This window comes from Sporolactobacillus sp. KGMB 08714 (genome assembly GCF_036598985.1).
Classification (GTDB): Bacteria; Bacillota; Bacilli; order Bacillales; family Sporolactobacillaceae; genus Sporolactobacillus.
Genome location: NZ_JAUUBW010000023.1, coordinates 128839 through 153754 on the forward strand (window position 1 = coordinate 128839; position 24916 = coordinate 153754).

Annotated in this window: 22 protein-coding genes and 1 pseudogene; 17 read left to right on the forward strand and 6 right to left on the reverse strand. The window is 51.7% G+C overall.

Going from position 1 to position 24916, the window contains the following annotated elements:
• Positions 1–2: 2 nt before the first annotated feature.
• The 8 genes and pseudogenes from Q6A92_RS11385 to leuD all read left to right on the forward strand — a co-directional run bounded on the left by Q6A92_RS11385 (position 3) and on the right by leuD (position 8593).
• Positions 3–299, forward strand: coding sequence for an ACT domain-containing protein (locus Q6A92_RS11385; protein ID WP_274398908.1), 297 nt, complete (start codon positions 3–5; stop codon positions 297–299).
• Between the two features lie 83 nt (positions 300–382).
• The gene (ilvC, locus tag Q6A92_RS11390; protein ID WP_332238235.1) at positions 383–1417 is read left to right on the forward strand and encodes a ketol-acid reductoisomerase; all 1035 of its coding nucleotides are present in this window, start codon (positions 383–385) and stop codon (positions 1415–1417) included.
• Positions 1418–1656: 239 nt separating this feature from the next.
• Positions 1657–2610 carry a threonine ammonia-lyase gene (locus Q6A92_RS11395; protein ID WP_274399196.1) on the forward strand — a complete coding sequence of 318 codons (954 nt, stop codon included), beginning with the start codon at positions 1657–1659 and terminating at the stop codon, positions 2608–2610.
• Positions 2611–2755: 145 nt separating this feature from the next.
• Complete coding sequence (locus Q6A92_RS11400; RefSeq protein WP_332238236.1) at positions 2756–3532, forward strand: ABC transporter ATP-binding protein; 777 nt, start codon at positions 2756–2758, stop codon at positions 3530–3532.
• A gap of 511 nt (positions 3533–4043) precedes the next feature.
• Positions 4044–5174 (forward strand): annotated as a pseudogene (locus Q6A92_RS11405) (2-isopropylmalate synthase); the annotation flags it as partial.
• A gap of 61 nt (positions 5175–5235) precedes the next feature.
• Positions 5236–6312, forward strand: coding sequence for a 3-isopropylmalate dehydrogenase (gene leuB, locus Q6A92_RS11410; RefSeq protein ID WP_274398903.1), 1077 nt, complete (start codon positions 5236–5238; stop codon positions 6310–6312).
• A 264-nt stretch (positions 6313–6576) separates the two neighbouring features.
• On the forward strand, positions 6577–7986 hold the full coding sequence (leuC, locus tag Q6A92_RS11415; protein WP_332238237.1) for a 3-isopropylmalate dehydratase large subunit: 1410 nt from the start codon (positions 6577–6579) through the stop codon (positions 7984–7986).
• A 16-nt stretch (positions 7987–8002) separates the two neighbouring features.
• Positions 8003–8593, forward strand: coding sequence for a 3-isopropylmalate dehydratase small subunit (gene leuD / locus Q6A92_RS11420; protein WP_274398898.1), 591 nt, complete (start codon positions 8003–8005; stop codon positions 8591–8593).
• Positions 8594–8832: 239 nt separating this feature from the next.
• Here the strand turns inward: leuD and murI are convergent, their stop codons facing one another.
• Both murI and Q6A92_RS11430 read right to left on the reverse strand, forming a co-directional pair.
• Complete coding sequence (gene murI / locus Q6A92_RS11425) at positions 8833–9612, reverse strand: glutamate racemase (protein ID WP_332238238.1); 780 nt, start codon at positions 9610–9612, stop codon at positions 8833–8835.
• A gap of 239 nt (positions 9613–9851) precedes the next feature.
• The gene (locus Q6A92_RS11430) at positions 9852–10763 is read right to left on the reverse strand and encodes a DMT family transporter (RefSeq protein WP_274398895.1); all 912 of its coding nucleotides are present in this window, start codon (positions 10761–10763) and stop codon (positions 9852–9854) included.
• 100 nt (positions 10764–10863) lie between these two features.
• On the opposite strand from Q6A92_RS11430, the gene Q6A92_RS11435 reads away from it, so the two are divergent.
• The 4 genes from Q6A92_RS11435 (at position 10864) to Q6A92_RS11450 (ending at position 15090) form a co-directional block, all read left to right on the forward strand.
• A complete protein-coding gene (locus Q6A92_RS11435) occupies positions 10864–11085 on the forward strand; it encodes a hypothetical protein (protein WP_332238239.1) in 222 nt (73 codons plus the stop codon).
• A gap of 979 nt (positions 11086–12064) precedes the next feature.
• Positions 12065–13357, forward strand: coding sequence for an HD domain-containing protein (locus tag Q6A92_RS11440; RefSeq protein WP_274398889.1), 1293 nt, complete (start codon positions 12065–12067; stop codon positions 13355–13357).
• A 637-nt stretch (positions 13358–13994) separates the two neighbouring features.
• Positions 13995–14546: a YwgA family protein gene (locus Q6A92_RS11445; RefSeq protein ID WP_274398888.1), complete on the forward strand. Its 552-nt coding sequence runs from the start codon at positions 13995–13997 to the stop codon at positions 14544–14546.
• The gene (locus Q6A92_RS11450; protein WP_274398887.1) at positions 14524–15090 is read left to right on the forward strand and encodes a GNAT family N-acetyltransferase; all 567 of its coding nucleotides are present in this window, start codon (positions 14524–14526) and stop codon (positions 15088–15090) included. Before Q6A92_RS11445 ends, Q6A92_RS11450 begins: the two co-directional genes overlap by 23 nt.
• 155 nt (positions 15091–15245) lie before the next feature.
• On the opposite strand, the gene Q6A92_RS11455 is transcribed toward Q6A92_RS11450, so the two are convergent.
• The gene (locus Q6A92_RS11455; protein ID WP_332238240.1) at positions 15246–16469 is read right to left on the reverse strand and encodes a glutathione synthase; all 1224 of its coding nucleotides are present in this window, start codon (positions 16467–16469) and stop codon (positions 15246–15248) included.
• A gap of 641 nt (positions 16470–17110) precedes the next feature.
• Between Q6A92_RS11455 and Q6A92_RS11460 the strand changes: the two genes are divergently transcribed.
• Genes Q6A92_RS11460 through ssuD form a run of 4 tightly spaced genes read left to right on the forward strand, consistent with a single transcriptional unit; the run spans position 17111 to position 20947 of the window.
• Complete coding sequence (locus Q6A92_RS11460; RefSeq protein ID WP_274398884.1) at positions 17111–17878, forward strand: ABC transporter ATP-binding protein; 768 nt, start codon at positions 17111–17113, stop codon at positions 17876–17878.
• A 13-nt stretch (positions 17879–17891) separates the two neighbouring features.
• On the forward strand, positions 17892–18887 hold the full coding sequence (locus Q6A92_RS11465; protein WP_332238264.1) for an aliphatic sulfonate ABC transporter substrate-binding protein: 996 nt from the start codon (positions 17892–17894) through the stop codon (positions 18885–18887).
• Positions 18888–18907: 20 nt separating this feature from the next.
• Positions 18908–19759 (forward strand): ABC transporter permease, encoded by an 852-nt coding sequence (locus tag Q6A92_RS11470; protein WP_332238241.1) that lies wholly within the window; start codon positions 18908–18910, stop codon positions 19757–19759.
• Positions 19760–19810: 51 nt separating this feature from the next.
• Entirely contained in the window at positions 19811–20947 is a 1137-nt protein-coding gene (ssuD, locus tag Q6A92_RS11475; protein ID WP_274398880.1) for an FMNH2-dependent alkanesulfonate monooxygenase, read from the forward strand.
• A 192-nt stretch (positions 20948–21139) separates the two neighbouring features.
• Here ssuD and Q6A92_RS11480 read toward each other — a convergent pair whose 3' ends face one another.
• Positions 21140–21373 (reverse strand): YdbC family protein, encoded by a 234-nt coding sequence (locus tag Q6A92_RS11480; RefSeq protein WP_274398877.1) that lies wholly within the window; start codon positions 21371–21373, stop codon positions 21140–21142.
• 58 nt (positions 21374–21431) lie between these two features.
• Positions 21432–21662, reverse strand: a complete 231-nt coding sequence (locus tag Q6A92_RS11485) for a hypothetical protein (RefSeq protein WP_274398875.1) — start codon at positions 21660–21662, stop codon at positions 21432–21434.
• Between the two features lie 219 nt (positions 21663–21881).
• Between Q6A92_RS11485 and Q6A92_RS11490 the strand changes: the two genes are divergently transcribed.
• Positions 21882–22418 (forward strand): YwhD family protein, encoded by a 537-nt coding sequence (locus Q6A92_RS11490; RefSeq protein WP_332238242.1) that lies wholly within the window; start codon positions 21882–21884, stop codon positions 22416–22418.
• 334 nt (positions 22419–22752) lie between these two features.
• On the opposite strand, the gene Q6A92_RS11495 is transcribed toward Q6A92_RS11490, so the two are convergent.
• Complete coding sequence (locus tag Q6A92_RS11495; protein WP_332238243.1) at positions 22753–24795, reverse strand: transglycosylase domain-containing protein; 2043 nt, start codon at positions 24793–24795, stop codon at positions 22753–22755.
• Positions 24796–24916 lie beyond the last annotated feature (121 nt).

Here is a 24916-nt window from a genome sequence, read left to right on the forward strand (position 1 = left end):
CAATGAACAGAACCGTTCACGCAAAGGTTTCTGCTGAAAAGGACGCTCTGTCCCGGGTCGCTGCCGTTTTTTCCAGATACAGACTGAATATCGGCAGCCTGACGTACCAGAGATCCGGAACGACGTCCGATATGAACATCGTGACGGATATTAAAAATGAACGGCAGGCCCGGCAGCTGATCGGCCAGCTGAACAAGCTGGTCGACGTGATTTCGGCAGCCGATATCTCGGAACCGTCTGCGAACAGGAAGCGCGGCGAAGAAGAAAATACGGCAACGGGAACAAATGGCAATGGCTGAACCGCCTATCGGTTTCGGGAAGGGCCTTCCGCAGCCTGGAAGAATGCATGAAAAAATCGGAAAAAACAAAGGGGAACTGCAAAATGACAGCCAATGTTTACTATGACAAAGATATCGATGAAAGCGTTCTGCGCGGCAAAAAGATAGCTGTTCTCGGCTACGGCTCGCAGGGCCATTCACAGGCACAGAATCTTCGCGACAGCGGATTCCAGGTGATAATCGGCGTCAGACCCGGCAAATCATGGGACAAAGCGGCCCGTGATGGATTTGATGTCAGATCGGTCAAGGAAGCAGCTGCAGAAGCGGATGTCGTTATGATGCTGCTGCCGGATGAGCGGCAGACACAGGTTTACTATCAGGAGGTTGAATCCGGACTGAAACCCGGCAATGCGCTCGGCTTTTCCCACGGTTTTAACATCCATTTCAGCCAGATCGTTCCGCCGGACTTCGTCGATGTCTTTTTAGTTGCACCCAAGGGTCCGGGCCACTTCTGCCGCCGGGAATATCTTAATGGCGGCGGCGTTCCGGCTTTTGTCGGCGTGGAGCAGGATGCGACCGGTCAGGCTGAAGCGCTTGTTTTCGCCTATGCTAAGGGCCTTGGAGCAGCCCGTGCCGGTGTTCTGAAAACCACGTTCAAGGAAGAGACAGAAACCGATCTGTTCGGCGAACAGGCGGTGCTGATGGGCGGGCTGACTCATTTGATCCAGGCCGGTTTTGAGACATTGGTCGAGGCAGGCTATCAGCCGGAAAATGCCTATTTTGAAACGTGTCACGAAATGAAGATGCTCACCGATCTGATCTATGAAAACGGCCTGACAGGCATGCGCTACTCCTGTTCCGATACGGCAAAATTCGGCGATTTCACAGTGGGTCCGTATATCATCGATAAAGATACGAAAGCCCGTATGAAAAAAGTGCTGGAGGATATACAATCCGGTAGATTTGCCCGCAACTGGCTGCTCGAAAACAAGGTTGGCAGGCCGATGTTCAACGCGCTCATGGAAAGAGAGAGCAATTCGGAACTGGAACGGGTCGGCAGAAAACTGCGCAGGCTCATGCCGTTTGTCAAACAAGGCAAGCAGGACAGTGAAGACATCACTGAAAATGTTGCTCAATAATTGCTGGAATCTGAAAGAAATCAAAAAAAATAGCGGTTTCTGTCCGGATGGGCGGCCTGGCGGAAACACCGTATTTCCGCCTTCCCGTGCCCGCATTTTCTGATGAATGATCAGGCGGGGCGCAGTAAGAAGCGACGGCGGCCGGCTGTCCCACACCCACAGGCCGCATTGAAAAGCAAACTCAAAAGGAGTGTGAAGATTTTGGGGATTCCTTGCAACTAACCGACATATTCGAGGCAATGCGCTGTCTCGGCCCGTATGTCCATAAGACACCAATGGTCGAGTCGGCGACGTTCGACCGTTTAACGGGCGCACACCTGCACTTTAAACTGGAAAATTTCCAGCGGACCGGATCGTTCAAGCTGCGCGGGGCGCTGAACAAGATGCTCCATCTGCCGCTGCTGCCGCCGGGAGGGATTGTCGCCGCTTCGGCCGGCAATCATGCTCAGGGAGTCGCCCTCTCCGCGTCAAAAAAGGGGATCAGGGCCAAGATTTTTATGCCCGCTGCTACGCCGAAAGCGAAAGTACGGGCAACGGAGGCATACGGTGCGGACGTCGTCCTTGCCGGCGGCTCCTATCAGGAATCATACGAGGCGGCAGCAGCGGACTGTCAGGCCAGCGGCGCGGTATTGGTGCACGCCTTTGATGATTTTGAAATCATGGCCGGACAGGGAACGGTCGCTTTGGAAATGCTGCGGCAATGTCCGGATCTTCAGACGGTCCTGGTACCTGTCGGCGGCGGCGGTCTGGCGGCCGGCACGGCAACGTGTCTGAAAAACATCAGACCGGATATCCGGGTGATCGGCGTGCAGTCCGAACGGTGTCCTTCAGTATTCAATCTTTTTTATCATACCGGTCCCGTCAAATCGGAGCACGTGGGCGGCCTGGCGGAAGGCATCCTTGTGAAAGAAGCCGGCCGGAAAACTTTCCCGCTGATCGCCCGTTATCTCGATGATCTGGTGACCGTATCCGACAATGAGATCGCACAGGCCATGATCCTGATGCTGGAGCGGGGAAAACTGCTCGTCGAAGGAGCGGGAGCCGCTGCGTTTGCCGCGGCCCTGTCCGGCCGTTCCGCCATTCGCGGAAGGCATGTCGGCGTGATCGTCAGCGGCGGAAATGTCGATCTGGAGATGCTGCCCGAGGTCAAAAAAATGGCTGAGCGGTGCGAACGGGCCGGTTCGGCGGAGTAGCGCAGAGCGCGCGGACAGCGTTTCAGGCGGGATATCGGGGCAGAGGACGTCCATCTTAAAATTTTCGCGCGGGGAAAGCCGGACTCCCGCTGCTGCCGCGCTGCACGCTCCGTTTTTCGTAAAAGGCAAAGAAGGGGACGGTGCGATGATCATTAATGCAAACCATGTCAGCTGGCGGCGCCAAAATAAAGAGGTGCTGAAAGACGTGACCTGGCATGTGAGAAGAGGGGAACATTGGTCTCTGGTCGGACTGAACGGTTCAGGGAAGACGACACTGCTGAAAATGATTAACGGCTATATCTGGCCGTCGAGCGGAACGCTGTCGGTGCTCGATATGCCGTTCGGCAAGGGGGACCTGCGCGAGCTGCGCAAGAAAATCGGCTGGGTCAGTTCCGCGCTCGGAAACGAGCTGCGCCCGCATGAACTTCCGGAAGAAATTGTGCTGAGCGGTAAATTCGCTTCCATCGGGCTTTATGAAGCCGTTCATCCGCAAGACGTCCGCAAAGCGAAAGAATTGCTGGAGCTCATGCATTGTTCGCCGTTTGCTTCCAGGCCGTACGGCACGCTTTCTCAGGGGGAAAAGCAGCGTGTCCTGATCGCCCGTGCCATGATGGCATCTCCCGAGCTGCTGATTCTGGACGAACCGTGCAACGGGCTTGACATCTTTGCCCGGGAACGGCTGCTGACGCTGATTGAGGAATTTACCGAATCGGAAAACGCTCCGACAATGATTTTCGTCACCCATCATGTCGGCGAAATCCTGCCATGCTTTTCCCATACTCTGCTGCTTAAAGAGGGCGCGGTCTATCAGTCCGGATTGACCGCCGACATCATGACGCCGGAAAACATGACCGCCTTTTACGGCGGCGGAGTCATTGTCGAACGGCACGGCGGCCGGCTTTCAATGGCCATCCGATCATGAGAAAGAAGAAAGATTCAATATTTTTATTATCATTGACAAAATTCTAAAAACGTGTATCATAAAATTCACAACCTTTTGAGTTTAAAAACAAAGCGGCCGGCATTTTCAACTGCCAGCCGTGCGATAAATCGATGAGGAGGAAAAAATCGCGGCGCGGTGCCTTTCAGAGAGCCGGAAGCGGGTGAAAATCCGGCGGCGCCCCCGATGATGCGCTCACCTCCGAGTGTCTGCCTGAAAAGGAATGAGTAGGGCGGACCGGGTGTTTCTGACACCTGTTAAGAAAAAGGCAGGTTCAGCGTGATCTGAATCTGCCGCCGAGTCGCTATTTCGCAAGGAATAGCGAAAGCCGGGTGGTACCGTGAAAAGAAGCCTTTTCGCCCCTGCAGTCGCTGCAGGGCGCGGAGAGGCTTCTTTTATTTTTTATAAAACAAGTGTGTCAACGAGTTCGGTAAAAAGAGAGACGGCCGGGATCTGTGATTGTGATGAAAATATGAGAAAGGAGTTTGCGAAAATGGAGAAGGTTGAAATTTACGATACGACACTTCGTGACGGAGAACAGTCGCCGGGATGCAGTCTGAACGATGATGAAAAAATGAGGATCGCCCTGCAATTGGAACGGCTCCGCGTGGATGTCATCGAAGCGGGTTTCCCCGCTTCTTCGCCGGATGATTTCAAGGCAGTGGCCGCCATTGCCGATGCGGTAAAGAGCAGTACGGTTACCGGGCTTGCAAGGTGTCTGAAGAGCGACATCGACGCCGCCTGGCGGGCATTGAAAAACACGGAAAATCCGCGCGTACACGTATTTATTGCAACATCGCCGATACACATGGCTGATAAACTGCACATGACACCGGCCGACGTTCTCGATTGCGCCGCTCAATCGGTCGGCTATGCCAAACGGTTCTTTCCGCAGGTCGAATTTTCGGCGGAAGACGCCACACGCAGTGATCCGGCTTTTTTAGCAAAAGTTGTGACGGCAGCGATTGACGCTGGAGCAACGGTCATCAATCTTCCCGATACGGTCGGCTATGATACACCTCGGGAGTATGCGGACATGTTCACCTATATTCGGGAATCCGTACCGAATGCCGACCACGTGTGTTTTTCCTGCCACTGCCACGACGACCTCGGGATGGCGACGGCGAATACGCTCGCTTCTCTTCAGGCCGGAGTCCGTCAGGTCGAATGTACGATGAACGGTGTCGGTGAACGGGCCGGCAACGTCGCTCTGGAAGAAATAGGCGTTGCGCTGCATGTCCGCCGGGATACGTACAAAACGTTCACCCGGCTGAAGCTGGATGAAATCAAGCGGACGAGCGATCTGGTCAGCAGACTGATGAACAGCCCGGTTCCGAAGAATAAAGCAGTTGTCGGAGCCAATGCCTTCGCCCATGAGGCGGGCATTCATCAGGACGGGGTGCTGAAGAACCGGGCAACCTATGAAATTATGTCGCCGTCGCTGATCGGGCTGGATACCGGCCGGCTGGTGCTCGGGAAACATTCCGGCCGTCACGCATTCAGAATGAGGGCGGCAGACCTGGGCGTGCAGCTGTCGGAGGAGCAGGTTGATCAATCTTTTAAAGCGTTCAAGAAAATGGCGGATGAAAAGAAGGAAATCAGCGACAAAGATCTTCTGTCATTGTTCGCACATACGGGGAAAACGAAGATCACCCATTGAAAACGAAAGGAACGGGGGAATGGAAATGACAAGGACGATTACGGTGCTTCCCGGCGACGGGATCGGCCCGGAAGTGACGGGATCCGCTGTCCGTGTGTTGAAAGACGTTTTTGAAAAAAAAGGGTGCAATGTGCGGTTTGTCGAAAAACGCATCGGAGGGGCCGCTATTGATGCGGACGGCACGCCGCTTCCTCAGGATACAGTTGACCAGTGTGCGGCGAGCGACGCAGTTTTATTCGGGGCGGTCGGCGGTCCGAAGTGGGATCAGCAGTCAATGCGGGTCCGTCCCGAACAAGGGCTGCTCGGCCTCCGCAAGACGCTCGGCCTTTTCGCCAATCTGCGTCCGGTCAGAACGTTTGCACCGCTGCTCGGCAACTCGCCGCTGAAAAGAGACTATGTGGAACATGTCGATTTCGTAATCGTCCGCGAGCTGACGGGCGGCCTTTACTTCGGCACACCGAGCGAGCGGCGCGGCGAGCAGGTCGTCGATACACTGGCTTACAGTGTCGGCGAAATTGAACGCGTCGTCGAAAAAGCTTTCCGGCTGGCCGAAGGAAGAAAAAAGAAACTGACTTCCGTCGACAAAGCCAATGTGCTGGAGTCAAGCCGCGTCTGGCGGGAAGTCGTGAACGAATTGTCCGGCCGCCATCCGGATGTTGCGGTCAGCCACTTGCTGGTCGATTCGGCGGCGATGCAGCTGATCGTCAATCCCGGCCAATTTGACGTGATCGTCACAGAGAATATGTTCGGCGACATATTGAGCGACGAGGCCTCCGTCATTAGCGGATCGCTCGGCATGCTGCCGTCGGCAAGCCTGCGGGCGGATAAAATCGGCCTGTATGAACCGGTGCACGGATCGGCTCCGGACATAGCCGGACAAGGAAAGGCCAACCCGCTTGCGGCGATCCTGTCCGCCGCGTTTCTGCTCCGCTATTCGCTCGATATGGACCGTGAAGCGGCACTTGTCGAAAGGGCGGTTTTAAAAGTTCTCGAACGCGGCTTCCGCACGGCGGATCTGAAAACCGGCGGGGAACAGATAATCCCGGTCAATACTGCGGAAATGACCGATCAGGTTATCGCCGCGCTGAATGAAACTTTTTGAGCGATGAAAAAAGCATGCAAGTTAAAGGGCATGCCTGTTTGATCCGTGTACGCAGCCGGTCCGCGGCCCGGCTGTCATGAACTCCCCTGAAAAGTGATATGTTCCGGGATGGCAATCAATTGCGGAAAGACGATTTTTCTGAAAGATGAAGAATTTCGAAAGACCCGATCATTCGATCATGCATCTGCTGCGTGTACCGGCGAACCGCAGGGGCCCCGGTCTGATGAGATAGTCGGTTAAAGCTTCAGGAAAGGAAGGAATGGAATGAAACCACGGACAATAATCGAAAAAATATGGGAAAATCACCTGATTCACCGTGAGGAAGGAAAGCCCGACCTGCTCTATATCGATCTCCACCTTGTTCACGAAGTGACCTCCCCTCAGGCGTTTGAGGGGCTGCACCTGAATCGGCGGCAAGTCAGGCGGCCGGACCGGACGTTCGCGACTGTCGATCATAATGTGCCGACGACGGAAAACCGCGAGACGAAGGATCCGGTTTCCAAAATTCAGATTGCCGCATTGGAAAAAAACTGTGCGGACTTCGGTATTGAGCTGGCGGACGTTTATCGCCCGAACCAGGGAATTGTCCACGTCATCGGCCCCGAACTAGGTCTGACTCAGCCTGGGAAAACGATCGTCTGCGGCGACAGCCACACGTCGACTCACGGCGCGTTCGGGGCGATCGCTTTCGGCATCGGTACGAGCGAGGTGGAGCACGTGCTGGCAACTCAGACGCTGTGGCAGAAACGGCCGAAAACCATACAGATCCGGGTGAACGGCAGACTCGGCACGGGAGTGGCCGCGAAAGACCTGATCCTGGCTATTATCGCGAAATACGGTATTTCGGTCGGCACAGGCTGCATCGCCGAATATACGGGCGAAGCTGTTCGCAATCTGTCGATGGAAGAACGGATGACTGTCTGCAACATGTCGATCGAGGCAGGAGCCAGGGCCGGTCTGATCAGTCCGGATCAAACGACGGTCGAATACATCCGCGGCCGACGATTCGCGCCGAAAGGCGAGGCGTTCGAACGGGCAGCGGAAGAATGGCTGGCGTTGGCGACTGACGAAGGGGCGGTTTATGACCGGACGATTGAGATCGATGCGGCTGAAATTGAACCGCAGGTAACCTGGGGTACGAATCCGTCCATGGGATCGTCGATTAAAGACACAATTCCGGATCCCGGCTCTTTCGGTTCCGAGGAGAAAAGGAAGGCCGCCGAAAAAGCTCTCGCCTATATGGGTCTGCAACCTGGAACCCCGATAGCCGCAATTCCGATTGATGTCGTCTTTATCGGATCGTGTACCAATTCGCGGCTGAGCGATCTTCGCCAGGCGGCGGAAATCGTTCGCGGCAGGCATGTCCATCAGGACGTCCGTGCGCTGGTTGTTCCCGGATCGCAGCAGATCCGGCGCCAGGCGGAACAGGAAGGGCTGGACAAAGTCTTCACAGATGCGGGCTTTGAATGGCGCCAGTCCGGCTGCAGCATGTGTCTCGGGATGAACGACGATATTGTTCCGGCGGGAAAACGCTGTGCGTCAACGTCCAACCGCAATTTTGAAGGACGCCAGGGGGCCGGTTCGCGGACACACCTTGTCAGCCCGGCGATGGCCGCGGCTGCAGCGATCAGCGGCCATTTCGTTGACGTCAGAGAAATTGAGAAAGTGCACTGATTGAGGAGGTAAATTCATGGAACCATTTCGAACTTTTACAGGGCTTGTCTGCCCGATGGACCGGGCAAATGTGGATACCGATCAGATTATTCCCAAACAATTTCTGAAGCGGATCGAACGGAAAGGATTCGGCGAATGTCTTTTCTTTAATTGGCGCTTTAACAAGGACGGCGGCAGAAATCCGGATTTTGTATTGAATCAGCCCAAATATGCAGGAGCTTCTATTCTTGTCGCCGGCAATAACTTCGGCTGCGGATCTTCACGGGAACATGCGCCCTGGGCCCTGCGGGATTATGGCTTCAAGGTGATCATTGCCCCCGGTTTTGCCGACATTTTTTATAATAACTGCCAGAAAAACGGGCTTCTCGCCATACGGCTGGACAAGGAAAAAACGGATGTGCTGATCGCCTATGCCGTGAAAACGTCCCTCCATCTAACCGTTAATCTGCAGGAACAGCTGATCTCGGGGGACGGGTTCAGCTACACGTTCGCTATCGATCCTTATCAGAAAGAGATGCTTGTTAAAGGCCTTGATGAAATTGCCGTGACGATGGGGTACGAAGATGAAATTGCCGCATACGAACGGAAACACGCAATGTACGCTTGAAAAGCGGCCGCTCCGGGTAGGCCGCGCTGCCGCGGCAGCGGAGAAATGCCTGATTGAGCCGCATCATGATTTTGCCGGCCGGATCGGTAAAGATAAGCCGGCTTGAATCAAACACCTCCCGGGCAGGAAACCTGCCGGGAGGTGTTTATGTGTTTCAGCATTATGTTGCCGGCTGTTCCGGCACCGCCGCTTTTCATTCAATCGGTGTTGCGCTGCTGCGGATGAAGGCCGGTCTGCGCTCATTGTAAATGATCCAGCCTCTTCAGCAATTGGTGATAACGATTCAGTGTCTCCCTGTCCTCCACTTTCCGGCCGGATTGATAAAAGGACACGGCTCCCGTTCCGCCGCCGATCTGATGACGTTCTTCCAGAATCCGTTTCAGGTTCTTCGCCGTTCCCACGCTGCCGTCAATAATGTCTGTTTTTTCAGGAAACAATTTTTGAATGCTGTCCTTGAAGAACGGAAAATGGGTGCATCCCAGAACCACGGTGCCGTATTGATTCGGGTCAAACGGTTTCAGCTGTTCTTTTAAGTAAGGCACAACCTGATCTTCCTGAAAATGAAAGGCCTCGGCCAGGGTGACAAGCCCCGGAAGCGGGAGGCCGTCGACAATATCGTGCTTGTCGACGCGCTCGACCAATTGGTGAAATTTCTCTTCCTTAAGTGTCAGCCTTGTTGCCAGCACCAGCACTTTCTTATTCTCTTTCTCACTTTCCAGAACGGCCGGTTTTACCGCGGGCTCAACGCCGAGGACCGGGAAGGGACAATATTCGCGCAGATCTTCAATCGCTGCGCTGGTCGCCGTATTGCATGCGATCACCAAGGCCTTTAAGTCATGAGCCATCAGGAAATCCGCCGCCTGGAAAATATATTTTTTGAGTTCGTCTTTAGATTTTTCTCCGTAAGGTAAATGCGCCGTATCCGCATAGTAAATATAGTCTTCATTCGGCAATAATTTGATGATCCGGTACAATACGCTCATTCCGCCGATACCAGAATCAAAAACGGCTATTTTCATCGAATTCACTTTCTTTTGTTTAATTTTGTCGTTCAATCGGTTTCAGTATAGCATCTTTTCGCGTCCATATCATAAGTCTGATTATCTATAACGTCTTTTTCGCTTTTTTCCGGACCGGCAATTTGCCGATGACAATGCCATAAATTGGATAACGGCCAATTTTCGCAGAAGCCTTTTATAGAAATCAAGCGGGACAGGCTCTTGAAGGGAACCGTTCAAAACATAGGATTTATAAAAATTCACATACCGCTCTTGGAATGAGAATGCCGGTGCAATCCAGATGGAAAATGCTGTAAGTCGACTTCCATAAGAATAAGTGAAAGTGTGATAAACAATCCTCCGAAAAATAAATGGGCTGTTAAATGATCATAACCAAAAATGATCGAAAAAATGCTGCCAAAAACGCCTTCAAGCATCATAATCAGTCCGGCAGATGTTGCGGTAGTATGTTTCTGTGCCAAAATCTGCAAGGTTTGACCGACAAATGAACAAATGACGCCTACATAAATCAAAGGCCAGAGCGCAACGGACCAATTGACGGCTGCGAACTGTCCGACCCCTCCCGGCAGAAAAAAAACGAATCCACCTGCTGCCTGGACGGCCGCCAGCATAAAAGCGATCACGCTGACATCCGCTATTTTTGCTCCGTAACCCAGATACACGATGGAGCCTGCGTAAAACAGCGCGCAGATCAAAGAGTATACATCGCCGAGATTGAAAGTGAACGCCCGATTCAATACTCCGGTCAGTACGGCCATGCCGAGCAGGCAGAAAAGCAGAGAAATCACGCTTTTAACCGGAATTTTTTTATGAAAGACGATCCAGGCTATGATCGGGATCATCACCACATAGGTTGAGGAAATAAAAGCATTATCCGACGGAGTCGTATACAAGAGGCCGATGGTCTGCGTCATATATCCGCCAAAATTGAGCAGCCCGGCAATCAGCCCGATTTTGAATTCCAGGCGGGTCATTTTTAAAATGTTTCTGTGAAAGAGCATAAATGCCAGCACAACAAAAATAACGCCGCGGAAAAAATTGATGAATCCTGAAGACGCATGGGCATCGAGTACTATTTTTATAGCGACAAATCCGGAGCCCCAAAAGACAGAAGCTAACAATAGCAGCCCGTTTGCCATTGATTTCGTCATTCCGTGCAGCCCCCCCTTGCTATTATCATAAAAAATCCCGGCTTTGAAAAGAGACAGGATAAGTTTTCCCCTGTTTTGTTTTTACCGGCGGCGAGGCGATATGAGGAATGAAATTCCCTTTCCGGCAGCGACCGATAAACGAGGAGCAACAACTGATCGACTCGCGGCCGTGATCGAAAAACCGGGCGCGACCGATAAACTCCTGGTCCCGACCGATAAACGCAGTGCAACGACCGAAAAATTGCCTGTGCCGACCGATACAGAGCCAAGGCAGACCGAAAAACTGCCTGGCGCGACCGAAACCATAGTTTCCGGCCGATAATCGTCTGTCGCCGCCCGCAAAATAGCAGCTCACGTTCGATCGACTCGCGGCCGTGATCGAAAAACCGAGCGCGACCGAAAAACTGCCTGGCGCGACCGAAACCATAGTTTCCGGCCGATAATCGTCTGCCGCCGCCCGCAAAATAGCAGCTCACGTTCGATTAACTCGCGGCCGTGATCGAAAAACCGAGCGCGACCGATAAACTCCTGGTCCCGACCGATAAACGCAGTGTAACGACCGAAAAACTGCCTGGCGCGACCGAAACCATAGTTTCCGGTCCGTTTACTGCCGATTCTTTGGCTGTTCCTGTCGGTTCTCCCGCACGTTATTGGCGATATTTCGCGCTTTACTGATGGTAAGGCAGCGTTTTCCGGCGGTTTTTGCAGCGATTTACAGGAATACGCGGCCGGCCGAAGAAGAGATCGGTCGTTTCCGCCATTTAACGTCGGTCCGGCAGGGTATTTTCCTTTTCAGCAGAATCAATCGCTGCTCGCATGAACATTCAAAGGAATAGACTGCCGCTCGTATAAGCAGATCGCTTTTCGGAAAAACAGAAAACGTTTTCACACCGCAGTCCGGCTGGCCACATGAATTGGAAGAACAGCATTTTATCTTTAATATTAGATAGAGTGAAAGTTATTGACATCGTTTATCAATGTACTATACGGATTTCATAAAATCAACCGGCCGGGCGATGACATAGAAACAAAGAATCTTCTGTCCGAAGCATGCGCTGTCCGTCATGGCGCAGAAGCCGCTGCGCTCCGTGTATGTTTCGGAGGAGGGCGAACGGAAATGCAAAAACGGAACGAGATGAATGGCAAAGAAGAGAAACACAGGGAGGGTTCCTGTTTAGACAAGCCGCGCCGGCCGGCCGTTCCCTTTTTTGCATAAAAAAGCTATAATGGGTCACAGAGCCCTCCGGAAAGGCCTCGGATACGGTGGCTGAACGGAGAAAAATAACAGGGGCGTGGTCGTCGTGACCCAACAGTTTGAGAGGCTGGATGAAGAGAAAGTTTTCAAGGATCCGGTGCATCGCTATATTCATGTCCGCGACCGGCTGATCTGGGATCTGATCGGCACTGCGGAATTTCAGAGGCTGAGGCGCATCCGCCAGCTGGGGACGACATTTCTGACTTTTCACGGGGCGGAACACAGCCGTTTCGGCCATTCGCTCGGCGTCTACGAGATTACACGCCAGATGATTCATATTTTTAAAAACAGAAATGACTGGGACGACTCAGAGACGCTGCTCTCAATGTGCGCGGCGCTGCTGCACGATGTCGGGCACGGGCCGTTCTCGCATTCTTTTGAAAAGGTGTTCGGCACCGATCACGAACAGTATACACAGGCGATCATTCTCGGCGATACGGAGATTCACCGCCTTTTGGAACAGGTTGACGGCGATTTTCCACAAAAAGTTGCAGATGTGATTGGGAAAACGTACAAGAACCGGCTGGTCGTCAGCCTGATTTCCAGCCAGATTGACGCAGATCGGATGGATTATCTGCTGCGTGACGCCTATTTCACGGGCGTCAGCTACGGCCATTTCGATATGGAACGGATCTGGCGTGTGATGAGGCCCCGTAATGATCAGATCGTTTTCAAGCTTTCGGGCATGCACGCGGTGGAAGACTACATCATGAGCCGTTATCAAATGTACTGGCAGGTTTATTTTCATCCGGTGACACGAAGCGCCGAAGTTATTTTGACCAAAATCCTTCACCGGGCCAAAATGCTGTATCGTTCCGGATTCAGATTCAAGTATCGGCCGGTTCCGCTGCAGACGCTTTTTGAGGGCAGGATGACGCTTCAGGATTATTTAAGGCTGGACGAATCAGTGATCATGTACTTCTTTCAGGTCTGGCAGGAGGAGGATGATCCGATTCTCAGCGACCTGTGCCGCCGCTTCATAAACCGCCGCCTCTTTAAATACGTCCAGATCTCAAAAGATCAGCTGAATGTTGACGATAAATTAAAAGAAGCATTCATCGAGGCGGGAATCGATCCGGAGTATTATCTTGAGGTCGATTCTTCTTCGGATTGCCCATATGATTTTTATCGTCCGGGTGAAGAGGAAGAACGTCAGCCGATTCAGCTGCTGATGCCGGACGGCAAGCTGCATGAATTATCGCAGGAATCGGATGTCGTAGGCGCGATTACGGGAAAAAGGCGTACCGATCATAAATTGTATTATCCGAAGGACAGGGTGCTCGACCTGCCGAATCACTCAAAAGCAAAAAAAGAAATATGCGAACTCTTGCATATATGAAAAAGTACGGTGCACTGTCCGCAGATGCGGCAGCTCCAGCAAGGCAGGAGATGTTCGCCGCACAGAGCATGATGATTCCGAAGCAGTTCACAGGATGTACTTTCACGGAACGCGGTGACTTTTGCGTGATGCACAGGGCGTACGGACAGAAGCTGTGTACGTTCCTGACCGAAAATTCTTTTTTCGTTGGAAGATCCTCAAACCATCTGTTCACCGCCGTCTCAGATTCAAAGTTATGGACCATCCGCAATAAAGCAGAGCGCTTCATTGAGCGGCAATGCAGCCATTTTCTCGGGAGACTGTGACAACAGAGGCAGAAAAAGCCGATTTCCATGTGCTCACAGAAACACACGGCCGGACAGTCAACAGAAAAGAGCGGCCAATCATCAGTAAATGGCCACGAATCAGCAGTTCATCGCAAGGAGGCTTCAGTAACGCCTGAAGAATCGACAGTAAACGGCCTGGAACCAATAAGTGCGAATAGCCAGAAACCGATTCGCTTTTTGGCAACGCCGAAACCTGTCTACGATAGCGGCCAAGCCATGCCGGCCGCAGTTTGAAAATGGCTGACTTGTTTTTGCCGCTGCGGCCGGACAATACAGATAAAATCAATATTAATCGGGGGGAATTTGCAAAAATGCTGGAGGATCATGCTAAAATTGCGGCTTTGATCGATCAGGCAGGCGAGATCGCCGGCAGAAAGAAGCTGCAGAAAATGGTATACATACTGCAAAAGATAGGTTTTCCGTTTCATGAAACCTATCGCTTTCTTTTCTATGGGCCTTATTCCGAAGAACTGACGATGCAGCTGGAAGAATTGTGCGATTTCGGTTTCCTTTTAGAAAAACAGAAGGAGACAGGCGGCAAACGCCGCTATTGCTATCGGCTGACCGAAGAAGGCAGAACTTTTCTGGCGCACGCGGAAAATCAGCTTCCGTCTGTTAAAAGTGCAGTGGAAAAGCTTAATGCCGAGACGGCTGCCTTTCTCGAACTCGTATCCATTCTGCTTTATTTCGATCGGCTGCCCCGCGAGTCGGCCGTTGAAAAGGCACAGGCAATCGGGAAACATTTTAATCAAACCGATGTGCGGCGGGCATATACTTTTATAGCTGCGCTCTACGCAAATAAACCGTTCGGGCCGTCCGCCCGGATCAGGGGGAATAAAAATGTTTACATTCAGGGTGGATGACGAAATTCAGCTTAAACTGTTAGAACAGCCTGACGCGTTCCCGCTGTTTGTTCTGATCGACAGACAGCGCGACTATCTGCGGGAATTTCTCCCCTGGGTGGATCGTGTCACATCGGCGGAAAATTATTTTGCATCGATTGCCGGCTGGACGGAACAGTTTCGCCAGGGACTGGGATTTCAGGCCGGAATTCTTTATCGCGGCGAACTGTGCGGGATGATCGGCTTTCATCCGTACGACTTACAAAACCGGAGAACGAGCATCGGTTACTGGCTCTCCGGAGACAGGCAGGGAAAGGGCATCATGACACGGTGCTGCCGGGCGGTTATTGACGATGCCTTTGAAACGACAGCTGTAAACCGGATCGAGATCGGGGCGGCCACCCAGAATGCAAAAAGCCGGGCAATTCCCGAACGGCTCGGTTTCGCACATGAAGGCACAATCCGCGATGCCGAATGGATCTATGATCATTTTGTCAATCACGAAATATACAGCCTTCTGAGATCGGAATGGCGGAAGGCCCGCCTGAAAAAAGCGAACCCATAAAAAGCACGTTCCCTGCCGCGATAGCTGGGAACGATACTTGAAGTTTTCTGCAAGCAGGCGGCAGCCGTCCGGCCCGGATGCAGAACAGCCGCGTTAAGCAAACATTTGTTTAAGTTTCTCCGCGCGCTTCGGGGGACGGAGCGCGCGGACGATCGTCATTCAGCCCGCCGGCTCTCTGCCGTATGGAGGTAAACGGATTTTATTTTTTTTGCGAGGACCGTGCCGGCAGCGAACGTACTTTCTCCGTGGATACGTCCGCAGATCCGTTCCGCGTATCTGCGAGCCGGATGGAGCCATCTTCCTTCTGCCTGATTGAGCGCGTTTGCGTAAATTTCAGGCAGATTTTTCTGCCGGACGAAAGAACGGAGCCTGCCGAATACATAGCGCATCTGATACGCCAAGGGATCGGAGACGGCCATCCGTGCCGCCTCATCGGATAATCGATCCGCCCATGCCTGGCTTTCGCGGTCAAAAGGTTCGTCTTCCTCCTGGGCCGCCCACATTAAGTAAAGATGCATCAAATACAAGTCATCAGGATTGATACCCTCTGCATAGAGCGGATTCAGATCCGGAATGCGCAGTTCGATCCGGTCGGCCTCGGGCCGCCACATGAGGTCTTCAAATCCTTTTCCCTTAATCCTGACAAGCTGATACAGCTCGCGCGGACTTTCAATAAGCCCTGTCTCCACGGCAGACGACAGCGAAGCGAGATACGCGGCGGGATTCGAATAATCAAGATAGACCGGTTCGATGTTTTTATAGCCGGAAGCGCTGAGACGGGCGGATCGGTAACAGACGCCGCCGTGCGTCTCGGGGCTTGCCGACAGCAGATGAACAAGAAAAAAACGATAGCGCATCGCTACAGCTGCCATCTTCAGATAAAGCCGGTTCCGTTCTTCTACGCCTGCTCCCTCATTGTACAGATTTTCTTCGGCAAATGAAAAATTAAAATGAATGCCGCAATAGAGTTGTCTGCGCCGTCCGTATTTTTGGGCGAGATAGGCGCGGTAGTCGTTTTTATCTTTTCCCGCCGGACCGAAGTCCGCTATTGGGATCCGCTCCTCCGCAGGCAGGCGCGCGGGCGGGCTGCTCAACGGCCAGAGCAGCTCGGGGCCGATTCCCCGATAGACTTTTTTTATCAGGTATTTTTCACGGAACAGCAGCTCGGGAAGAGAGGTCGAAACAGGTGTGATGATTTCAATCTGACTCTCAGAAAAATCCGTTGTAATTTCGGGGTTGGTCAGTTTGTCTCCGAATGCGGCAGGATGGGGCGTCAAGGCCAGGGATCCGTCCGGATTAATTCTTAAATTTTCCCGTTCAAGTCCGAAATAACCCTTTGTCATCAGACTTGAGTGGGAAAGTCGTTTGTCGTCAGGCATATATTATTCCTCGCATTCATTAATTTCAAAACCGTTCCTGCACGATTCATCTTCCGTTCAGAGAGAGATAGGGGAGTGCTGAAAAATCTTAAATCGTCGGCTTAACTACTCTGAGTTTAATGGATTAAAAGATGGATTTCAATTATTTGAACAATCGGCCGCAGTGGGGAAACAACGGAAGAAAGAAGTAGAACAGCGGTTGAAAAATTCAATTCATAGTTGACTTATAAGAATATAGGAATTAATATGAGGTCAATCACATCATTTAAAGTGATAATTGTCTATTTGTTGAATTTTCTTTAAACAATCAAGGGAAAGGGGGGAAAGAGAATGTCCATGATAAAGAGATCGCCAAGTGCCGGACAATCATGCATAAATAAAAATAAGATGACACTATTTGACTGGCCGGCCGGAACATCTACTGGAATTTTAAAATCCCGGATTCAAAAAAAGGAGTAACGGCTCAGCACCCACGACGTCCCGAACCGTTACCCGCAACACACACTCTTTATTATATCAGTACTTTCGAAAAATCGCATCCGAACCGTCATTGTACATTAGCCTGCCGCCTCTTTAAATGACAAATGCCTGATCATAGTGCCCGAAGAAGAAACATTAAAAATAATTGGGGTGAGACAGGTTTGGAGATCAGTATCGATATCAGAAATAAATCGTTTGCCAAGGGACAAAGGGTCATGACTGTGCTTGATGATATTCACCTCGACATTGATAATGGTGAATTTATCACCATTATCGGACCCAGCGGCTGCGGGAAAAGTACTCTGTTAAAAATCATCGCCGGCCTGGATTCTGATTATGAGGGCAGTGTTCAAATCGGTAAACGTGCGGTGAACCGGCCCGGCATCGAACAGGGATTTGTTTTTCAGGAACATCGTCTGTTCCCGTGGCTGACCGTTGAAGAAAATATCGCCGGCAATCTGCCGCTCAAAAAAGCGGCCATTCGAAAAAAAGTGGATGAGTTAATCGATATTGTCAGACTCAGAGGCTTTGCGAAGGCCTATCCTAAAGAATTGTCCGGAGGAATGTCGCAACGGGTGGCAATTGCCAGAGCTTTATTGAGAAAACCGGGAGTTTTATTACTGGACGAACCATTCGGAGCGCTGGACGCTTTTACCCGCCGGCATTTGCAGGAGGTCCTTCTGCAGATTTGGCTGGAAACGGAGACAACCATGATTTTAGTCACACACGATCTGGACGAATCTGTTTATCTCGGCAATCGTGTCGTTGTCATGGGGACGCATCCGGGAAGGATACAGCGGCTGATCCGCATCGATCTGCCGTTTCCCCGCCAAAGGACACATCCGTCGTTTCAAAAAATAAGACAAAACGTGCTGCAGGAATTTGAAAGCGCTGATGAATTTTCATTAGTCAGACAACAAAACCAGTGAGTGAGTGATCATGATGAAAAAACAATCCGTTTTACTTTTCATCGTCGGATTTCTTTTACTGATGACCGCACTGTCCGGATGTGCCGCGAACCAGGCAAACGGGAAGGCGAACGGCACTGAGACGATTGTAAATATCGGCATTCAGCAGAACGTCGATCCCCTGCTTCTGGCGAGGGAGAAAGGATGGTTCGAACAAGCATTTGCCAAAGAGCATGCCAAGGTGCAATGGACGGAATTTCAAAGCGGTCCGCCTCAGATCGAAGCGCTTTCCGCCAATCATCTTGATTTTTCAAGTGTGGGCAACTCTCCGGTGATTTCGGCTCAGGCAGCAGGTATTGGATTCACGGAGATTTCAAACACACGTATCGGAGGTAAAGCGGATGCCATACTGGTTTCCAAAGGAAGCGCTATTAAAACAATAAGAGATTTAAAAGGCAAAAAAATTGCTGTTGCCAAAGGATCGAGCGGATTCAACCTCTTGTATGAAGCATTGCAGCATGCCGGATTAAAAGATTCCGATGTACAAATTATCCAGCTTCAGCCGGATGAGGCGCAGGCTGCTTTCAATTCAAAAAAGGTCGATGCCTGGGCGGTATGGGAACCGTTTGTTTCTTATGAAACCATAGAGCATCAGGCCGGAGTGCTCAGTACCGAGTCGGATCTGAACAGCCTGTCGCCAAGTTTTCTTCTTGTACGCTCGCAATTTGCCAAAGATCATCCGGATCTGACCGTGACTTTTTTAAAGGTTTATGAACAAGCGCGATTATGGCAAAATAAGCATTTTAATGAGGCGGTTGCTATCTATGCGAAAGCTAAGAACCTGGATAAAAGGGTGGTCGTCAGTGCATTAAAAAGTAATCCGTCAATTAACGTGCCGATTTCGGAAAAGATCATTCATGCTCAGCAGAAGACGGCCGATTTCCAATTATCATTAAAGATTATAAATAACAAAATCGATACCGGCAAAGTAGTAGACAACCAGTACATCGAAAAAGCATTGAAAAAATGACAGAAGCAGGTGAATGCTCCATGAGCAAGAAGGAAATCGTACATGCGTTTCCCACCCTGCCGAAATTTCAGGTTTCAGGGTTAATCATTCGGCCGTTTTCAAAAAGTCAGGTCAGTAAGTTCCTGTCCGGGCTCATTGTCCCTTTTCTTATCCTGCTGATTTGGCAATTAATCGGTTCTTTAGGATTTTTCACAAAAGCGGTTCTGCCGACCCCCGCCGAGATCCTGTCGGCGGCCGAGAATTTGACGGTTGACGGGGTTCTGTTCCCGGATCTTGGGATCAGTATTGCCCGGGCTGCGGGAGGGTTTGCAATCGGGGGAGGGCTGGGTCTGATTTTTGGTCTGATTGTGGGGCTGTCCGTAAAATCGGAAAACGTTCTTGATCCGAGCCTGCAAATGGTGCGGACCATCCCGCATCTGGCTGTGGCGCCTCTATTCATATTGTGGTTCGGTCTGGGGGATACATCGAAAGTTCTGCTGATTGCCATGGGCGCTTTCTTCCCGATTTATGTCAATACATTTCTGGGTATCCGCCGGGTGGATGCAAAGTTCTTTGATGTAGCACGTGTTCTTGAATTCAGCAGATGGAAAAAATTGAAGCTGCTTATTATTCCGGCCGCGCTGCCCAATATACTGCTCGGCATCCGTTTATCAATGGGAGCGGCCTGGTTATCTCTTGTCGTGGCCGAGCTGATGGGCTCGACGGCAGGAATAGGCTATATGATTATGGATGCCAGGCAGTTCAGCAATACGGATGTCGTTTTTGTCGGCATCATCATTTTCGCGATTGTCGGCAAACTGACCGATTCGCTTGTGAAACTTATGGAGCGGCATTTCTTAAAATGGCAGGATACTTATAAAGGCGGCATTTAAAATTCGTACAAGGCCAGTTCCTAAATAAAATGTGATTCGGGGGAGCATAATATGGAAATTTTCTGGTTTATTCCGTCACATGGAGACGGCAGGTACTTAGGGACGACAAGAGGAGGAAGGGCCGGTTCATACGGTTATTTTAAACAAATTGCTCAGGCGGCGGATCAGCTGGGCTATAAAGGAGTGCTGCTTCCGACGGGAAAATCCTGCGAGGATCCGTGGCTGCTTGCCGCGTCGCTAGCATCGGTAACCGATCATCTGCGCTTCCTTGTTGCCGTCAGGCCGGGGTTAATGTCGCCGACTCTTGCAGCCAGAATGGCGGCGACATTGGACCGCATCTCTGAGGGCCGGGCGCTGATTAACGTTGTGGCCGGCGGGGACCCTGTAGAGCTGGCGGGCGACGGACTGTTCCTGGATCATGATCAGCGTTATGAAGCAACGGATGAATTTTTAGAAGTATGGAAACGTTTATTAAGCGGAGAAAAGGTTTCCTTCCGGGGAAAACACGTAAAGGTAGAAAACGGCAGTCTTCTTTTTCCGCCGGTTCAGAGACCGCATCCGCCGATCTTTTTTGGCGGATCTTCTGAAGCCGGGATTAGAGTGGCGGCAAAACACGCCGATGTTTATTTAACATGGGGAGAACCTCCGGAACAGGCGGCGCAGAAAATTGCCAAAGTAAAAAAACTGGCAGAAGAGCGGGGAAGAAAAGTTATATTCGGCCTCAGGATCCATGTGATCGTCCGTGAAACGGAAAAAGAGGCCTGGGAGGCAGCGGACCGGCTCATCGGCTATGTTGACGATAAGGCAATCCGGGAAGCCGATCAGGTGCTTTCAAGATATGATTCGATCGGCCAGCGGCGGATGAGCCGTCTTCATTCTGCCGGGAATAAGAGCAGAGAAAGATTGGAGATCAGCCCGAACCTGTGGGCGGGTGTCGGACTGGTCAGAGGCGGCGCAGGAACGGCCCTGGTCGGTGATCCTGAAAACGTTGCAAAACGGCTTCTTGAATATCGCCAGGCGGGTTTCGAGCGCTTTATTTTGTCAGGCTATCCGCATCTGGAGGAGGCCTACCGGGTTGCCGAATTGTTGTTTCCCCGGTTGCCGCTTGAGTTTGACCGCAAGCCGGTAACCTTTAATTACGGGGAAATGATTGGGAATGCCATTTCGCCTAAATTTATAAAAGTCTGAAGAGAAAAAGCCGTTTTATTTATTAAAGAATAAAGTTGCATGCTTAAACGGCGATGAATCAAGTCTGCAGAATCAACAGGAGCGTCCGAAAGCCGCTGTTCGGCTTTCAGACGCTCTTTTCCGTCATTTGCGGGGAATGCGGCTCTTTTTCAGGACTCCGGATCGGCCGTTGCTACGGCTTTGCCTCGTGCTTTATGGTTCCTGCAGTTCTTCCATATGATTCAGCAATTTTTTAAGCGCCTTGAGGTCGTCGAGAGACAGAGTGAGGCCCTTGCCCATTTTTTCACCATCCGGTGCCCAGTCTCTCAAATCGTATTTCGGCGCCCGTCCGTTCCAGCTGATGATGTTCAGCTGTTTCTGCCACCCTTTCGGCGATTCGGAAAGGGTGCCGACGCGTTTGACGATTTCATATTGAATGCTGCTCATTATTTTGCACCTCTGATCTTAGAATAAATAGTCAGTCGTCTGACGCCGATTGCCCGGGTCAGATAAGAATGAAATGTTCGCGAAACCATGAATCGCTGTTCAGCACTTCACGGCTGTCCGCGATGATGTGCGGTTCGCCTTCCTCGTCCTGTGTCACAAGGTGGCCATCCTCATCCTGATCGGCCATATAAAAATTGTTGACCTTGAAAAGCAGCCGGCCTTCCAGTAAGCCCAGCGCAATATCGTCCGTTTCCCCGTACACATTTTTAATGCATCGGACCAGAATCATGTCAGTAAATCCCCCAGATTAAAAGAATACTATTATCAGAATAAGGGTTGTCTCCCAATTTGGCAATGGTTGCAGGAATCTGAAGAGACATGAAAAAAAAGTCCGGCCGGCTGCCGGCTCAGAACAGATCGACTCACAGCCGCCCCCGGCCGTTTTAGAAGCGGAAAGCGGATCCATGTGATAAAATAGCTCTATCAAATGAAGCGAGTCTGCGAAGGGATGAATGATTTGGATATTTTTCATCAGGACGGGAAAAAATCAGGATTTAACATTATAAAAGGCGACGCGACAAAGGGCCATGGCGGTTTCGGTGCGGGCCTGGTTAACCTCGATAATCTGTCTCCGGTCATTATCGATGTCGAGGCGGGAACGGCTGCCGTGGATATCGGCGCGCTTCACGCCCGCAGCGACGTCGAAAGGCGTATCCGTTTTTCTAAAGATAAGGCTGATCTCCAGGGCGGCGGGAAGAAGTACTGGCTCGTTTGGGTGAATACGGAAATTACAAAAGAGGGTCCGCATTTCTCGGGGGCGGGAGCCGCCGAAATGATCATCAACCGGCAGATCCGGCGCGGTTATAAAATGCTTGCCGATCATGTCAATAAAATGGATAAAGCACTGAAGGGCAAAGTCGCGATTGACGAGATGGACGCCCCGTCGAAAAGAGTGCTGCGCGATTTTTTAGAAAAGGCCGATCCGGGTCAGTGGCAGCGGGCGAACGCCGAATTGAAGGAAAAGCTGGAAAAGAGTGACCTGTAAAAGGGGAGCTGAGCCGAGGCCGCGGGAATAAGGTCCCGGCTGCATGTCTCCTGTATGCAAAGTGCAGCGGCTGTGCCAGGAAATGCAGACAGCCGGCTTTAAATGATCGGGGTGTCCGTCCATCGCGGCGAAAGGCAGACGATCAACCGGATCAAATAGTCGGAGTGCAGCTTCATGGAATCCGGTGAGGGCCACTCTTTTAAAAAATTTCAAAAGACTCCGGATGCGGAAAAGTTCACTCGGAGGCCGGACGTTTCGCCTTCGTATCCGTTCCGTACTTTATTCGGATCCTGCGGGCTGAAGCCCTGAAGATCGTTCTTGCCGGCATTGTTCTTTACCACCAGTGGAACAGCCGGTACAGGAAGCTCCTTTCCCGGAGAGGCTGCTTTGCTTTCGTGTCCGGATGGCCTTGCGAGGCGCTGCAATGCAGAATCGGTTCGGTCCCTTTGACAAAATAAGTCGGCCGGCCAGGGCATTGCGCAGAGGCAAGCAGCCCGGATTTTGGATCGATGCTGACACGGATCACTCCTTCAGGCGGCGTGAAAAGGTTCTTTGGGGTGCCGTCCAGTGCGGATTCCATGAAATGAGACCAGATTTCTTTAGCATAGCTGCCGTCGGGATAGGTGTTGATGGTTTCCCCCTTATCGTAGCCGACCCAGACGGTGGAGACGAGATCGGGCGAAAATCCGGTCATCCAGCTGTCGGTCGGCGTCGAGCCGGTTTTAGCCGCCAGGGTGTGGGTCAGCATGTTTGCGACCGTTCCGCCAGTCACTTTTGTATAGCCATTCAGCCGGCTGTCGAAGATTCCGGTCATCATCTGTGAGAGAACAAACGAAGCCTGTTTGTTCAGAACCTGTTTTTTTTCGGGGTGCCATTCATAGAGCACGCGGCCCTGACCGTCGGTTACCTTTGTGATGAACTGGGGATTGATTCTTGCACCTTCGTTGGCAAAAGTGGCGTATCCCCTGGCCATCTCCAGCACACTGACCGGTTCGGATCCGAGCGCAAGAGACGGAACGGCCTCAAGCGGGCTGGTGATCCCGGCAAGCCTGGCTGCTTGAATCATTTCCCCCATGCCGATCGCCAGATGGGTCTTCACGGCAAAGATATTGTCGGAAAGCGCGAGAGCCTGGGCCATCGTAATCGGGCCGTTTGCATAGTAGCCCCCGAAATTATTGGGTGCGTAAGTCGCTTTGCCGTTATCGAACGTAAAAACCGTCGGCATGCTTTTTAACAGAGTAGCCGGAGTAAAGCCGTTTTGCAGCGCCGCATAATAAAGAAAGGGTTTAAAGGTTGAACCGGGTGCGCGTTCCGCTGAAATGGCCCGGTTATACGGGCTTTTTTGATAGTCGCGTCCGCCGATCATTGCCGCGACACCGCCTGTTTTCGGATCAAGGGCAATAAGAGCGGTCTCCAGGCCGGAATTTGCCGGGAGTGTTTTTCGTACCCAGTACTCGGCGGCCTGCTGAGCATTGGGGTTGAGCGTTGTGTACACCTTAAGCCCGCCTGAAGCCAGTTCTTTCTGACTGAAATGCAGCCGGGTCAGCTCCTGCCGGACCGCATCCTGAAAATAGGGCGCTTCCTCCGCTGTTTTTTCCCGGCCCCGGACGAGGCGGACCGGAGCGGAATAGACGGCCTCTGCCTGTTTTTTTGTCAGAAATCCGCTTTCAACCATCGATTCAAGAACGGTCTTCTGCCGCATCTTTGCTTGATTATAATGAAGAAAAGGGGAATAAAGGCTCGGAGCATTCGGAATACCGGCCAGCATGCTGGCCTCCGCAAGCGTCAGGTCGCTTGCATTTTTGTTAAAATAGGTTTTTGCCGCTGCTTCAATGCCATACGCACCTTCGCCGTAATAGATCGTGTTCAGATAGCCTTCCAGAATATCTTTCTTCGATTCATTCATCTCGAGACGCAGTGTATAAAACATTTCTTCCGCTTTGCGCTGCCATGTCCTGTTATTCGTCAGAAAGAGATTTTTAGCATACTGCATGGTGATGGTGCTTGCCCCTTCGGCGTTTGAAAAACTGCGCAGATCGACCATGGCCGATCCGGCGATCCGCCGGAAATCAAATCCGTGATGCTGAAAGAAACGACGGTCTTCGACGGCCAGCGTCGCCATTTTAATGGGAGAAGACATCGTGTCAATGGAGATCCATTGGCTGCTTTTTCCCTGCCATTTCCCGATCGGCTGCTGCCGGTCATCATAAAAAACGGCAGGCTTTGCTGCCGGAATATCCATCGGTCCGGCCAGTTTCGCTGCCGCGAGAAGGATGCCGAAAGATGCGAGGATCACGGCCGCCAGCAGCGCGCCGAGACGGGCCGCCCACTTCAGATAGTCTTTATTTGTTTCCCGCAGCCGCCGGATGAAACGCATCTTGGAACCTCCTTCAGTCCGCTGTTCAGTGCTGATTGTCCTTGTGTTTTTCCTTTGCTTTTTCTACATTATGGTTTAAGGAGAGTTTTTCTAAACACCCGTTCCGGCTTAAACTTTCATT